Origin of the sequence: Ferrimonas sp. YFM (assembly GCF_030296015.1) — a bacterium.
Taxonomy (GTDB): domain Bacteria; phylum Pseudomonadota; class Gammaproteobacteria; order Enterobacterales; family Shewanellaceae; genus Ferrimonas.
Window position 1 is genome coordinate 1,454,711 of record NZ_AP027368.1, and the last position, 14,068, is coordinate 1,468,778.

The 14,068-nt window shown below is 60.4% G+C and carries 12 protein-coding genes; 6 read left to right on the top strand and 6 right to left on the bottom strand.

Annotation, left to right across the window (positions count from 1 at the left end; all coding sequences use genetic code 11):
* Positions 1 to 3: 3 nt before the first annotated feature.
* The 4 genes from QUE41_RS06835 to QUE41_RS06850 form a co-directional block, all read right to left on the bottom strand.
* Entirely contained in the window at positions 4 to 1,131 is a 1,128-nt protein-coding gene (locus QUE41_RS06835) for a hypothetical protein (RefSeq protein WP_286342129.1), read from the bottom strand.
* A 60-nt stretch (positions 1,132 to 1,191) separates the two neighbouring features.
* The gene (locus tag QUE41_RS06840) at positions 1,192 to 1,926 is read right to left on the bottom strand and encodes a cupin domain-containing protein (RefSeq protein ID WP_502875986.1); all 735 of its coding nucleotides are present in this window, start codon (positions 1,924 to 1,926) and stop codon (positions 1,192 to 1,194) included.
* A 64-nt stretch (positions 1,927 to 1,990) separates the two neighbouring features.
* Positions 1,991 to 2,356: a cytochrome c3 family protein gene (locus tag QUE41_RS06845; RefSeq protein ID WP_286342131.1), complete on the bottom strand. Its 366-nt coding sequence runs from the start codon at positions 2,354 to 2,356 to the stop codon at positions 1,991 to 1,993.
* Between the two features lie 10 nt (positions 2,357 to 2,366).
* A complete protein-coding gene (locus QUE41_RS06850; protein ID WP_286342132.1) occupies positions 2,367 to 3,875 on the bottom strand; it encodes a flavocytochrome c in 1,509 nt (502 codons plus the stop codon).
* Positions 3,876 to 4,478: 603 nt separating this feature from the next.
* On the opposite strand from QUE41_RS06850, the gene QUE41_RS06855 reads away from it, so the two are divergent.
* Positions 4,479 to 6,056 (top strand): S8 family serine peptidase, encoded by a 1,578-nt coding sequence (locus QUE41_RS06855; protein ID WP_286342133.1) that lies wholly within the window; start codon positions 4,479 to 4,481, stop codon positions 6,054 to 6,056.
* Between the two features lie 40 nt (positions 6,057 to 6,096).
* Here the strand turns inward: QUE41_RS06855 and QUE41_RS06860 are convergent, their stop codons facing one another.
* On the bottom strand, positions 6,097 to 7,608 hold the full coding sequence (locus QUE41_RS06860) for a phospholipase D family protein (RefSeq protein ID WP_286342134.1): 1,512 nt from the start codon (positions 7,606 to 7,608) through the stop codon (positions 6,097 to 6,099).
* 458 nt (positions 7,609 to 8,066) lie between these two features.
* On the opposite strand from QUE41_RS06860, the gene QUE41_RS06865 reads away from it, so the two are divergent.
* The 3 genes from QUE41_RS06865 to QUE41_RS06875 are packed head-to-tail and all read left to right on the top strand — an operon-like array spanning position 8,067 to position 11,027.
* Positions 8,067 to 9,017, top strand: a complete 951-nt coding sequence (locus QUE41_RS06865) for an HlyD family secretion protein (RefSeq protein ID WP_286342135.1) — start codon at positions 8,067 to 8,069, stop codon at positions 9,015 to 9,017.
* Complete coding sequence (locus QUE41_RS06870; RefSeq protein ID WP_286342136.1) at positions 9,010 to 9,936, top strand: ABC transporter ATP-binding protein; 927 nt, start codon at positions 9,010 to 9,012, stop codon at positions 9,934 to 9,936. The genes QUE41_RS06865 and QUE41_RS06870 overlap by 8 nt, the downstream gene beginning before the upstream one ends.
* Positions 9,933 to 11,027: an ABC transporter permease gene (locus QUE41_RS06875; protein ID WP_286342137.1), complete on the top strand. Its 1,095-nt coding sequence runs from the start codon at positions 9,933 to 9,935 to the stop codon at positions 11,025 to 11,027. The genes QUE41_RS06870 and QUE41_RS06875 overlap by 4 nt, the downstream gene beginning before the upstream one ends.
* A gap of 34 nt (positions 11,028 to 11,061) precedes the next feature.
* Here QUE41_RS06875 and QUE41_RS06880 read toward each other — a convergent pair whose 3' ends face one another.
* The gene (locus tag QUE41_RS06880; protein ID WP_286342138.1) at positions 11,062 to 11,781 is read right to left on the bottom strand and encodes a TetR/AcrR family transcriptional regulator; all 720 of its coding nucleotides are present in this window, start codon (positions 11,779 to 11,781) and stop codon (positions 11,062 to 11,064) included.
* 210 nt (positions 11,782 to 11,991) lie between these two features.
* Between QUE41_RS06880 and QUE41_RS06885 the strand changes: the two genes are divergently transcribed.
* Both QUE41_RS06885 and QUE41_RS06890 read left to right on the top strand, forming a co-directional pair.
* A complete protein-coding gene (locus QUE41_RS06885) occupies positions 11,992 to 13,002 on the top strand; it encodes an efflux RND transporter periplasmic adaptor subunit (RefSeq protein ID WP_286342920.1) in 1,011 nt (336 codons plus the stop codon).
* A 1-nt stretch (position 13,003) separates the two neighbouring features.
* Positions 13,004 to 14,065, top strand: a complete 1,062-nt coding sequence (locus QUE41_RS06890; protein WP_286342139.1) for an efflux RND transporter periplasmic adaptor subunit — start codon at positions 13,004 to 13,006, stop codon at positions 14,063 to 14,065.
* Positions 14,066 to 14,068: the final 3 nt, after the last annotated feature.

Below are 14,068 nucleotides of genomic sequence, written 5' to 3' on the forward strand. Positions count from 1 at the left end.
GCCTTAGAAGTAGTAGCCGAAGTTGATGTTGATGCGCTGATCCCAGCCGTCGCCTGCTTCCTTGAGGCCAACGTGGTCATCCATCTCGGTGGAGAAGGTCATGTTCTTGCCCATAACGAAATCCGCCATGATGTAAAGAGGACCGGCGGCGATGGCTGCACCGGTGACGTTCTGGTAGCTGTTGTCATAGCTGTCGTCGTCGGTGTCAGGGGTCATCACGCCGAAATCGTTGTAGATCTTCACGCTGCCCCAGTCGGTGGCAATGGTTTTGGCGATGTTGAAGTTGTAGGCCTGGCCCTTGGCGGCGATCTCGTACTGCCAGCTCACCACGGAAACGCCGATCTTGTTGGGATCTACGCCCTCCTGGTTTTTGGCATCGTACTCATACTGCATCGCCTGCAGCTGGATGTTCCACCCGTTGAAGCTGGAGTCCAGGTGAGCGGCGATGGCGTAGCGGTCGCCATTGTCTTCGGTCTTGCTGTTGTAGATCTGACCCCACTGCACCGAACCACCTATGGTGGTGCTGCCGCCGTCGTGCTCCAGGGTGTAGGTCTGGCGCAGGTTCAGCTGGTTGGTCTCTTCGTTGTAGTACTCGGTGCCGTTGATGGTGCCGGTGTACAGGTCGGTGGCGTAGCGCTTGTTCTCGGATGCGCCGTACTCAGGGTTCTTGTAGAAGCCCAGGTCGGTGTGCCACTCGCCGTTGTCGAAGGTGGCCTTGATGCCCACATCATGGTCATCCTCGAAGCCCAGGTAGTAGGGGATACCGAACCACCAGCTGTTGGAGATGAAGTCGCGGTTACCGAAGGGCACCTTGTTGATGCCGAACTGGATCTGCCATTCCGGGGTGGCGTCGTAGTAGCCGTAGCCGTACTTGATGTAGTGGGTGCCTGAGGTGAAGCGGTATTCGGAGGAGAGGCCCCAGTCGCCGTGCTTGCCGTTGAACTTGATGGCGGCCATGTCGAAGGTCAGGTCACCGGCCTTGTCCTTGGAGCTGTCGCTGTAGAACTTCAGGCCGTAGTTCACCCGTACGGCACCGCCGACGCTGATGCCGTCTTCCTGGGCCTGGGCCACAGGGTTGAGCAGGGCGAAGATGGCGCCTGCCACCAGGGAAAGCTTGGTTGCGTGTTTCATTGTATTCACTGCCTTAATCCGAGCCGGCAAGGCCGGCTCAAAAATCTGATACGTCGTTTTTTATTTTTCGAACTTGTCTTGGTTGGTGCCGTAGGGGCCTAGGTCCATGGCGGCCTTACGCAGGGCGTCAACCCGGTCGAAGGCCTCTTCGGCAACCCGCAGGTTCTTCACGTCTTTACGCCAGTAGTACTTGAAGCCATCGAAGTGGGCGTTTTGGGGGTACCAGTACATCACGCCGAAGCCTTCCTCTTCGGTGATGGGGGTGTTGTGGATGGTGTTGCCTGGGATGTAGAAGTACATGCCCTTCTCCATCCACTTGTACTGGCCGTCCGCCAGGGTACGGGCGCGGCCGGAAACGGCGTAGTAGCACTCAGGCTGACCGTGGAAGTGGGGGGCGTGATCAGACTTGCCGCCATTGGTGATGCCGATTACCACAGGGGCGTCGGACAGCTCCTTCCACAGGTAGCCAACCGGAGCGTTTTCCAGTTTGCAGTCTTCTGCTTCCATGATGTTGCCGTCGTCGTCCATGGTCTTACAGAAACGCTGGTCTTTGGCTATGGAGTCGTTGGACTTGATGGTGTTGAAATCCACACGGCCCGCTTCCCAGTCGGCGATGTACTGCTCAACCAGAGGGTCGCGGCACTGCTCAGGCATGGTGGCCTGGGGAGAGTAGGGGGTGGAATCATATGGGATGGCGGTCGCCTGCTGGTAGGGCAGCTGGGCGTGTTCCAGGTGGGCGTTGGCCATAACGGAACCGGAGCACAGGGCGCCGAGGATCAGTGCGAGTTTCTTCATCATTCTCTTCCTATATATATTGTTGTGTTTGAGGCGGCAGGCGCTTTGCCCGCCGCCAAATGGGTTACATCTCGTCGAACCAGGTGCGGTGGCACTCGGAGCAGACCGGAGCCTTGGTCTGGTGTTCGGCGTGACAGGCCAGGCAGCTGGCGCCCTGGTTGAAGTGGATGCTCTTGTGAGGGTTGGCTTCCTCGAGCACCAGTTCACGGGTCACCTCGATGTCGTTGATGTTGCCGTGGCAGTCGATGCAGGCGCTGTCGTCCACGTATTTGCGGGCGGAGCCTTGATGGCAGGTTTTGCAGCCCTCTTCGTAGATAAACTGGTGGTTGGTGCGGCCTTTGGTGGCCCCCTTCACCTTGACCAGATCACCGGCCTGGGCGGTATTGCACAGGGCCAGCATCAGTCCCAGGGAGATCAGTACTCGTTTCATGGCGTTCTCCTCAGGCGTCCGCTTTGATGGTCTTGGGCACGATCATGCCCATGGTCAGGCACTCCAGGCAGGAGGTGGAGCTCAGGCGCGCGTGGCCATGTACCCCACCGGTTACCTCTCCGGCACCGTACAGCTTTTTGATGGGCTGCATGGTGCGGCAATCCAGCACCCGGCCACCCATGTCGGTTTTCAGTCCGCCCATGCAGTAGTGCACCTTGGGCCAGATGCGGCTGACCACGAAGGGGGGCTTGAGCTTGACGGCGGTGTCCATCTTGCGACCGAAGTCGGGGTCGGTGCGCTTGGTTACCTGGGCGTTCCACTGAGCCAGGGTCTGCTTCAGCTCGGCCAGAGGGACGTTGAACTTCTCGGCCAGCTGTTCCAGGCTGTCGACCTTCCAGGCCATCTCGTCGCGCAGGGCGCGGACCACACGGTCATCGTCGGGGTGGTCGTTGTAGTTGAACAGCACCAGCGGGTAGGCAGGGGTGCCGTCCTGATGGCGGTTTTTCATGATGGCGGTGGAGCAGGTCAGGCGATCGGCGCGCTCGTTCATGTAGCGTTTGCCGCTGAGTACGCTGACGGAGATCCCCTCGTGCCAGCCGATGGAGAGCAGGGCGTTGGACCAGCCGAAACCGCCCTCATCGGGAGAGCCCCAGTGACCGGTCTGGATCATGTTGAGGTGCACCGGCAGGGCACCGTGGGCCATGGCGGCCAGCATCACTTCGCCGGTGGCGCCCAGGTGGTTGGTGCCGTCCAGGGTGGGATCCAGAGATGGGTCCACGGCGGCGCGCAGCGCCATGTTGCGGGTGAAGCCGCCGGAGGCGCAGATCACCGCCTTATTGGCCTTGATGCGAACCAGGGAACCGGTTTTCTGGTCGGGGAAGCGATAGCCGCGGCGCACCACCACACCTTCGACCTCTCCTTCGCTGTTGAGGATGAAGTCTTCGATGTAGTGCTGCAGGCGATACTCCACGCCCTCTTGTTTACCCGCTTCATACAGCTTGGTGGTGATGTCACCGCCAGTGCCGTGCTTGGTGCGGATGGCACGGGCCTTGTTATGGCCGCCCACCTGGATGTTGAAGTTCTTACGGAACTCGACCCCGGCATCGACGCACATGTGGTAGGCGCCCAGAGCGTGTTCGGCGATCTGAGTCAGCATCGCCTCATCGGCCATGCCGCGGCCGGAGATCATCTGGTCCTTTACCAGCTCGGCCGGGCTGTCATCTTGGATGCCCTGAGCCAGCTGGATCGGGTTCTTTGGGACGGCGAACCAGCCGCCATTGATGGCGGAGTTGCCGCCAATCACCTGCATCTTTTCCAGGACCAGGACCTTGCCCAGACCCTGACGTTTGGCATTCAGTGCGCTGGAGAGGCCGGCGAAGCCGGAACCGATCACCAGTACATCAACCTCTTCATCCCATCTGGTGGCGGGGGCAGCGGTTGCCACCGCGGGCAGGCCTGCTGCCAGGCCACCGGCGGCCAGGCCGGCACCGAGTCGCAGGAATGAACGTCTGTTCGACATGATTTCTCCAAAGTCGAGAGTGTGTGTGAGATGAAGGTTACGGTGATGCCTGTCTTCGTGCCGTGATGGCGTTATAGAGAAACTGTTCTCATCGATGGAGCCCTGAGCGAACTATTTTACTGAGATGGCAGATGGAATTAGAGCTGAGTTGAAATGAATCCGAGTCGGCTCTCAGAACTCGGCCAGAGTGTGGCTTGGATCGCCGAATGTGACTCTGGTGTTTCCGTGATCCCCTTCAAAAGAGTTTTTTCACTCTTCTCTGATTGGTAAGAAAAAAAGGTTCTGGTCTGGCCAGGTTAATGAAATGTTGCAAAGTGTTGGTATGAAAGGTTTTCTGGCAAATCACACTGGAAATCGAGCGGTAGGCCGATGAAAAAAACCAAAATCGATGCTGTTTTTGGTTTTTGCTGGAGATTATGCCTTTCAATTTGCTAAAGCGTGGCGAATTGTTCGTTGGATTCGGTCTGTGATGATGCATCGGCCTGAAAGCGACAATCATTTGGCCTTTACACACCAGAAATGGCGGCCTAGGTTGCTCTTTGTCACAGTGTGAGGTCGTGGCCTGAAGGAAGTAATAATCATAACTATCAATGGGTAGAACCTATGACTCTGATAAAGAAAAGTGCCCTGACTGCCACTACGCTAGCGGCTCTTGGCCTGGTGAACCTTGGCCATGCGGCTGAGATGGAACGCTATATAGTGAAATTCAAGGCGGGTAAGGGGCAAGGCGTGGCGGCCAGCGTGGCCCAGGGCAAGGGCAAGGTCGAGCGTATGCTCGCCAATCACAACGCCATGTCCGTCAGCCTGCCGGCACAGGCATTGAAGGGACTGCAGAACAATCCCAATGTTGAGTACCTGGAAGCGGATGTTAAGCGGTACATGATGTCCCAAACCGTCCCTTATGGCATCCCTATGGTGCAAGCGGACATGCTGTCCGACTCTGCCGCCTCCAATACCCTGGTGTGCATCATCGACTCCGGTTATGACGGAGGCCATGAAGATCTCAACCATAATGGCGCGGTCCAGGGCACCAATGACCCTGGCACTGGCAGCTGGAACACAGATGAGAACAGCCATGGCACCCACGTGGCCGGCACCATCGCCGGTGTCGCCAACACTGTGGGCGTGGTTGGGGTGTTGCCCAACAGCAACCTGAACCTGCACATCATCAAGGTGTTTGGTGCCGATGGCTGGGCCTACTCCTCCGGCCTGGTGGCGGCCCTGGATGCCTGTAAGGCGGCTCAGGTGGACCGTCAGCTGGACCGCATGGTGATCAACATGAGCCTGGGCGGCTCGCGCTCCAACCGCACCGAGATGCGCGCCTTCGATCAGGCGTTTGCCGAAGGCATTCTGAGCATTGCTGCCGCGGGTAACGATGGTAACACCCGTCACTCCTATCCGGCGTCCTATGACTCCGTAGTCTCTGTGGCTGCCATCGATGAGAATAAGGTGGTGGCAGATTTCTCCCAGCAGACTAATCAGGTGGAGCTCTCCGGTCCTGGTGTGGGGGTGCTCTCTACCGTGCCCATGAACAGCGCCGGCATATCGGATCTGACCGTTGATGGCAGCGCCATCGCTTCTGCCATGATGGACGGCTCGCCCATTAAGTCGGTATCCGGGGACTTGGTGGACTGTGGTACTGGTGAGGCCAGTTGCGCCGCCTCCGGTAAAGTCTGCCTGATCGCCCGTGGCAACGTCAGCTTTGCCGACAAGGTGCTCAACTGCGAAAGCAATGGCGGCATCGGTGCGGTGATCTACAACAACGAACCGGGCATGCTTTACGGCACGTTGGGTGAGGCTGCCACCAACATTCCATCAGTGGGGATCAGCGACAGCGACGGCGCGGCGCTGATGGCCAGCCTGGGCACTGCCAACTTGGCGGTTTCCACCGACCATTATGCCTACTTCGATGGCACCTCAATGGCCACGCCACACGTTGTGGGGGTCGCGGCACTGGTGTGGAGCAACAACCCGACTTGCAGCAACGCCGAGGTTCGCTCTGCCCTGACCAGCACCGCCGAAGACCTGGGGGCGGCCGGTCGTGATGATGCCTATGGCCACGGACTGGTTCGTGCCTATGATGCCCATATGGCTCTGTCCAGCTGCACTGGTGGTTCAGGTGGCGGGGATACCGGTGGTGGCGGCAATGATAAGCCCGGTAAGGGCAAAAAGAACCGTTAACCCGTGAGAGGGGCCGGCACCGCCGGCCCTTTTTTGTGGCTCAGAGCTGATCCTCTATGGGCAGCCACTGTAGGAACCAGGCACCAAAACGTCGCCAGAAACCCGCATCGGGCTCACCCTCCAAGATGGCGCCGGTCTCCATGTCATGCCACCTGAGTTCCCCCTGCTCCAGTGACAGTTTGTAGGCGACCTGCCCCAATGCGTCTCCCAGCCCGTCCCTGACCGCACCGGCCAGCTCTTCGGAGTGAATGAACACCCCCATCTCGGTGTTGATCTGGGCAGAGCGGGGATCGAGGTTAAAGGAGCCGACAAACAGGATCTCGCCATCGAACACCATGGTTTTGGCGTGCAGGCTGGCCTGGGAGGAGGCGTTCCAGGCGCCGGGTTCCAGCCCCGGCAGGCGCTTGGTTTCCCACAGTTCCACCCCGGCCTCCAGCATAGCCCGGCGATACCCTTTGTATCCCGAATGCACCGCAACCACATCGGTGGCGGCCAGGGAGTTGGTCAGCACCCTGACTCTAACCCCTTGTTTCACCAGCTCTGCCAGACCCTCGACCCCGGCTTCGCCAGGGACGAAGTAGGGGGAGACCAGCAGCAGGTCGTGCTCGGTGGTGTCGAAGTAGTAGGCCAGGGCATCCACCATCAGGGTAGGGGTCTGCTCCTGGACCGCGGCCTTTTCCGGCGCGTCGGCCACCACATGGATCTCGCCCCAGTAGAGAGGCAGGGTTTTATCGGTCAGGTGGCGCACCAGAGGCGTATCACGCAGGGAGTCGATGTAGGCCTGCTGCCGGGCCTGATCCCGCTCGATGACCTCGGCGAACTCCCGGGTGATCTGCTCTGTGGGTATGGCCTCCTGCTCCGGGATAAGATGCTCCACCCCGATGGCATAGCCGCTGTTCCAGTAGAGGTCGAACTGGGTGGCGGTTTCATTGACCGCCGGCCCCAGCAGCATCACGTCGAAGTCGCCAAAACTGACCTGCTGGTTGGCGGCAAAATACTCGTCGCCGATGTTACGGCCACCGGTGACCGCCAGGGTGTGGTCCACCACCATGGACTTGTTGTGCATGCGTCGGTTGGTACGATCGAAACTGCCGAGCATCTCCGGCGAGCGCCAGCGTCTGTTGGTAAAGGGATTAAACAGGCGAACCTGAATATTGGGGTGCTGGTTGAGGCGGGAGAGGGCGTCATCCTTGCCGCTCTGCATGTCGTCCAGAAGCAGCCTCACCCGGACGCCGCGCTCCGCCGCCTGCCACAGGCTCCAGAGCAGGGCGCGACCGGTATCGTCGCCTCGATATATGTAGGTCTGCAGGTCGATGCTGCTGACCGCCTGGCTGGCGGCCAGCACTCGAATGATCAGCGCTTCGCGGCCATCTGAGATGGGGTAGACACCGCTGAGACCGGACTGCTCATTCACCAGGGGGGCGAAGGCCTGATGCAGGGGACTGTGGTCCGGCGCCGGCAGGCTGTGACTGGACTGCTGCTCCACCTGAGGCAGAGAGGTGGCACACCCGCCCAGGAGAAGGCAGAGGAGGAGCAACCGAAAATTGAGCATGATGCAGGCCCCGGTTTGGAATGAACTTTAAGCCTAGCAATGGGTTAACCTGACTAACAAGCAAAAAAAAAACGGCCGGGAGGCCGCAAAGACGGGTTGTCGTGAACAACAGAACATCACCCCCTTGTACGGGGCGCTCTGGTCAAGGGATCACCCTTTCTCGCTTAATTTGGGGGTGACCCCTGTCTCGGCATGGTTTTTTTTGTGACGGGCGTTCAGCTTTGGTGGTGTCTTTGAAAGATTGAGGGGCGATCCCCGGTCTGTATCAGGGCCCACCTTTGCGTTTGCCGCTCCCCCTTCGACGCACCCTCCAGTCCATTGCGGCTTTTCTCTTTATACTCAAATTGTTCCAGCTTGCTTATTCATCAATTTGGGCTCAAAGTGGGAATTAATCCTCTGGTGAATTAATGCCCGGGGCCTAGACTGTCGTCATTCACAGATTATGGAGTGACCCACAGATGAGAGCCTTGTTCTCCCTCTTCCTTTCTCTTCCCCTGCTCACCGCCTGCAGTGGTGACGGTGCCTCACAGGCACTGGGTACCCTGGAGCGGGATCGGGTGATCCTCACCGCCACCGCCAATCAGATTGTGCGCAGTACTCCCATCGCCGAAGGCAGTCCTGTCCGCCAGGGGGATGTCCTAGTGGTGCTGGACGACACTCAGCAGAAAGCGATCGTCGCCCGGGCTCGTGCAGAGGTGGCCAAGGCCAACGCCTACCTGCTCAGGCTGACCAATGGTGAGCGCCCCGAAGACATCGCCGCGGCCCAGGCCAATCTGCACCGGGTGGAGGCGACCCTGGTGGAGGCCCAGGCCAACTATCAGCGCGCCGTTACCCTGGTTGAGCGCAAGCTCGCCAGTCAGGCTGAGCTGGACAGTGCCCGGGCCAACCGGGATGCGGCCACCGCCGAGCGCGAGTCGGCCAGCGAGCAGCTGGCCAAGCTGACTCGCGGCAGCCGGGTGGAGGACATCACCCAGGCTCAGGCTTCCCTGGAAGCGGCCCAGGCGGAGCAGGCACTGCAGGAGCAGATCCTCAGTGATCTGACCGTAGTGGCCACCCGGGACGGCATCCTGGACAGCCTGCCCTATAACGTAGGTGAGCGGGTGCCCATGAGTGGCATCGTCGCCGCCATTCAGGCGGAGATGGCCCCCTTTGCCCGGGTCTATGTGCCAGAGCCCTACCGGGTGGCCATGGAACCGGGGATGACCCTGACCGTGCATGTGGACGGGGTGCAGTCCAGCTTCGAAGGCAAGCTGCGCTGGATCGCCACTGAACCCTCCTTTACCCCCTACTATGCCCTGAATGAGCAGGACAGGGCCCGGCTGGTCTACCTGGCGGAAGTGCTGCTGCCGGAGTCCGCCATCAAGCTGCCCTCCGGGGTGCCCGCCCAGGTGGAGATGCCCCATGAGTGACTTCGCCATTGAAGCCAGCGGCCTGGTGAGGCGGTTCGGTGACTTTAAGGCGGTGGATGGACTCAACCTCAAGGTGCCCAAGGGCAGCATCTACGGCTTTTTGGGGCCGAACGGCTGTGGCAAGTCCACCACCATCCGTATGTTGACTGGCCTGTTGCAACCCAGTGAGGGCAGCGTCTCCGTCCTTGGCCTGGAGATCCCCCGCCAGGCGGAGGAGCTGCGTCTGCGCATCGGCTACATGACGCAGAAGTTCTCTCTCTACGACGACCTGACGGTGAAGGAGAACCTGGAGTTCATCGGTCAGATCTATGGCATGGGGCGGGCCGAACTCCATCAACGCATAGAGGAGCAACTGACAACCTATGGCCTGACCCGACTGATCAACCAGAGGGCCGGTGGCATGAGCGGCGGCCAGAAACAGCGGTTGGGACTGGCGGCGGCCACCATGCATAAGCCGGATCTGCTGTTCCTGGATGAACCCACCTCGGCGGTGGATCCGGAGAACCGCCGGGAATTCTGGGAGCAACTGTTTGATCTCTCCGACGCCGGCACCACCATACTGGTGACCACCCATTACATGGATGAAGCGGAGCGCTGCCATGCTCTGGCAATCATGGAAGCGGGCGTGGTGCGCGCCGACGGTGCCCCGGAAACCCTGATGCAGGAGATGGGGGTGAGTGTGGTGGAGGTGGAAGCGCCGGAACTGCGCCGGCTCAAGGAGAAACTGCTGCCTCTGGATGAGATCCGCTCCGCGGCCCAGCTGGGCATTCGCCTGAGGGTACTGGTGGACCGCTCTGTCTCAGAGCCCATAGGCTGGTTGCGCCAGCAGTTTCCTGAATTGGCCGCAGCCGAGCTGACTCTGGCCCGGCCCAGTCTGGAAGATGTGTTTGTCACCTGCACCGGGGAGGGACGCCAGTGAACAGTGTTAATCGCATTCTGGCCATCGTCTTCAAGGAGCTGCGTCAACTCTCCCGTGACCGCATCACCTTCGGCATGGTGGTGATGATCCCCCTGATTCAGCTACTGCTGTTTGGCTTTGCCATCAATACCGATGTGCGCAATATCCCTGTGGCCGTAGTGGATCAGAGCCAGGCGACCCTGGGACGGGTGGTGACCGAGTTGGTGAAGGCCACCCAGGTGGTTCAGGTCACCGAGAAGCTGGCCACCGTGGTGGAAGCGGAGCAGGCGATCGCCGCCGGCCGGGTACGGGCCGCCCTGGTGCTGCCCTATGATCTGACTCAGAGGGCCGCTCAGGGGCGCACCCTGGGTCAATGGCTGGTGGACGGATCCGATACCATGATCAGCTCGGCGTTGCTGCAGCTGCAGACCATGCCGCTCAGCGATCTCATCATCTCCAAGCCCAAGGAGCCCAACACCTTCGAGGTGGCCCTGTTCTACAACCCGTCGCGGCGTTCGGCGGTGAACATTGTCCCCGGGCTGTTGGGGGTGATCCTGACCATGACCATGATCCTCTTTACCTCTGCGGCCATTGTCCGCGAGCGGGAGCGGGGCAATCTGGAGCTGCTGATCACCACCCCGGTGCACTCCCTGGAGCTGATGGTGGCCAAGATCATCCCCTACATCTTCATCGGTCTGCTGCAGGTGGCGATCATCCTGGGGCTGGGGGTGTCGGTGTTTGGGGTGCCCATCAACGGTGAGCTGTCCCAGCTGCTGTTTGCCACCCTGCTGTTCATCTCCGCCAGTCTGACCCTGGGGCTGGTGATCTCCACCATCGCCACCACCCAGTTGCAGGCGATGCAGATGACGGTGTTTGTGCTCTTGCCCTCCATCTTGCTGTCGGGCTTCATGTTCCCCTATGAGGCGATGCCCAACGCGGCCCAGTGGATCGCCGAGGTGCTGCCGGCGACCCACTTTATGCGGCTGATTCGCGGGGTGGTGCTGCGGGGATCGGATCTGGGCGCCATGTGGCCGGATTCCCTGTGGCTGGCGGGCTTTACCGTGCTGGGATTGATGGTGGCATCACTGAGGTTCAAGAAGAGCCTTGACTGAGTTGTCCTTAAACCCAGGCCCCGCATTGCGGGGCCTAGGCTTCGCTCATCCCTTCGGTGATGCAGCGGCACCAGGGCAAGGCCACCTCGTCTAGGGATTTAGGCGTGGGGATCCGGTCGAAGGGGATGCCCAGGGGGTTGGCCAGCAGACGGCAGGCCAGCATCCAGTGCTGAACCCTGGCGTCATTGAGGTCGGTGTCATAGACGTCCATCAGCAGGGGGGCCAGGGTGGCGGGGGCATCGCTGAACATGCAGATCAGCCATTTCATCTCCTTGACGTGCATCCCCTGAAGGTAGCCCTGCGCCTGCACCGCCCTAAGCTCAGAATCCATCAGGTGCTCTATGTCTGCAGGTGCGTCCTGGAAGTAGTTGAACAGCATCTCGTTGTCCCGTACCGCATCCACCATCAGCCGCATGGGACGAGGATCCTGGAGCTGGGTCGCCAGGAAGCGCGAGATCAGATAAAAGTAGCGCTCGTTGGCGGGCACTTTGGGGTCCAGTTCGGCCAGGATGGTCTTGACCTGCATGGTGACGTCTTCCAGCACCAGATCGCAGATCTGCTCCCAGATCTGCTGCTTGCTGCCGAAGTGGTGGCGGATCAGGCCATGGGAGACGCCAGCCTTGTCGGCAAGCTCCCGCACCGACACCCGATCAAACCCCTTGTCCACAAAGAGCTCAGCGGCCGCACATAGGATCGCCTTTCGGGTCTGCTGTGCCGAGGTCGCACTCTGTCTTCCGGATCGTTTTGCTGTCATTGGTCCTCACTCATTAACCACGCCTAAATGCGCAAGTTAGCGCGACTTTATTTGCTACACAAGCGTATAGCAAGCTTGCTATCCGCCCGTGTAGTATATAGGCTATACGCTCGTATAGTAAATCCACTCTTATCAGCGTATGTGTGGTTCACCATGTTAAATACTGCAGTTACTTCGACACTTCTCTCTCGCTCGAAGCAAATCCTGTTGATGATCATTGTAATGGCATGGAGTGCCGTTGCCCAATCCCAGACGGAGCTGGAGTCGGCACAGCCGGTGAAGGCGATGGTTGTGGGCAATCAACATCAAGTCACTCCCTTCGCGGCGGAGGTGTCCGCCACCCAGCACGCCGCCATGGCGTTCCGCATCTCCGGGGAGCTGCGCGGTCTCTATGTACGCATGGGCCAGTTCGTTCGCCAGGGCCAGTTGCTGGCGGAGCTGGACCCCACCGACTACGAACTGGCGGTTCAGGCCAGACAGGCGGAGCTGGACCTGGCGGCGATCCGCTCGGAGCGCGATGCCAAGCTGTTTGAGCGCAAGCTGATCAGCGAGGACCAGTTTGATCGCTCCAAGACCGACCTTCAGGTGGCCAGGGCCCGTCTGGCCCAGGCTCAGACCGATCTTAACGACACCCGCTTGCGTGCTCCCTTCGATGGTTATGTGGCCCTGACCCATGCCCGTGCCGGTGAGGTGCTGGCCGCCAATCAGATGATGATGCAGCTGGAAAACAACGATCAGGTGGACATCAGTTTCAACCTGCCGGTGCAGTATGGTGCAGAGATGCTGGACGCGGGCACCCTGGCGGCCGCCGTCAGTTTCACCGGCCGCCCCGGCCGCTACCTGGGCGCCAAGGTGAAGGAGTTCGCTTCTCAGCCCGACCCGGACACCAACAGCTACCGGGTGACCCTGTCGCTTCCCCGTCCTCCCAAGGTCAATGCCCTGACCGGCATGAACGCCTGGGTAGAGCTGAGCACCCTCAACCAGAAGATGCAGCCGATCTCCCTGCCCAAGGGGGCCGTGGTCAAGTACCAGGGAGACAACCCCGTGGTATGGCGCATCGAGCCCGAGACTCACACCTTGAGTGAAGTGGAGGTGGAACTGGATGAACAGGGGCAGGTGGTGTCCGGCCTCAATCGGGGCGATCGCATTGTGGCTGCCGGTGCCAGTCGCTTGATGCAGGGCCAGAAGGTGCGTGTCTGGGAGCGGGAGCGAGGAATCTAAGATGATGAGTTTTAAGAAATTGGCGCTGACCTCTGCGCTGCTGGCCCTGATCTCCGGCTGTTCTCAGGACAGCAAGATCGAACCCGCGGCCATGCAGAGGGTGGAAACCCAGTTGCTCAGCGCACCTGAGCAGGTGTCTGCGCGCCTGTTCAACGGTCAGGTGTCGGTGGCGGAGATGACCCGCATGGCATTTCGCATCGAGGGCAAGCTGGAGAGCCTCAATGTCCTGCCGGGACAAGAGGTGAAAAAGGGCCAGATCCTGGCCAGGCTGGATGACGACATTCCCCAGCAGCAGTGGCAGGACGCCAAGGCGCAAAAGGAGCTGTTGCAACGCCAGTGGCAGCGCTCATCGGTGCTGCTGGATAAGGGGCTGGTGGCCCAGGCCGAGTTTGATGAGCTGACCGCTCAGCTCAGATTGGCCAGGGTCAACCTCAAATCCGCCGAGGCGATGCTCACCTACACCGAGCTGCGTGCGCCTTTTGATGGGGTGGTGGACGCCTTGGAGAAGCAGGCCTATGAGACCGCCTCCCCCGGTGAAACCGTGATGACCCTGTATCGCAGTGACCGCACCGATGTGGAGATGGACATTCCGGATACCCTGCTCAGCCACGCGGTGAACTTCATCCCCAATCCAGATTATCAACCCAAGGTGTCTGTGCTGGGCAAAGAGGGTGAGCTGGAGATGACCTACCTGGAGCACTCCCTGAAGCTGGATGAGCAGCGGGGCAGCTACGTCGCCCGACTGGCGGCCTTCGGGTCAGACCTGGGGCTGTTGCCTGGCCAGGCGGTGGAGGTGCATCTGGACCTGCGTCAGGCCGGACTGCCCGCCACCAGCGGCTATCGATTGCCCATTACTGCCTTGCAGGCCAGAGGCAGCGAGCCCGGTTTCCAGGTGTGGGTGCTCCAGGGAGAGAGTGTTCAGCCCGTGCCTGTCGAGGTGGTGCAGATGGGGCAGGAGGGCGCCCTGGTTGTGGGTGGTATCTCCAGCGGTGACCGGGTGGTCACCACCGGATTGTCTCGACTGAGACCGAGTAAGCGCGTGGTAGTGGTCGAGAAGGACTGAAAC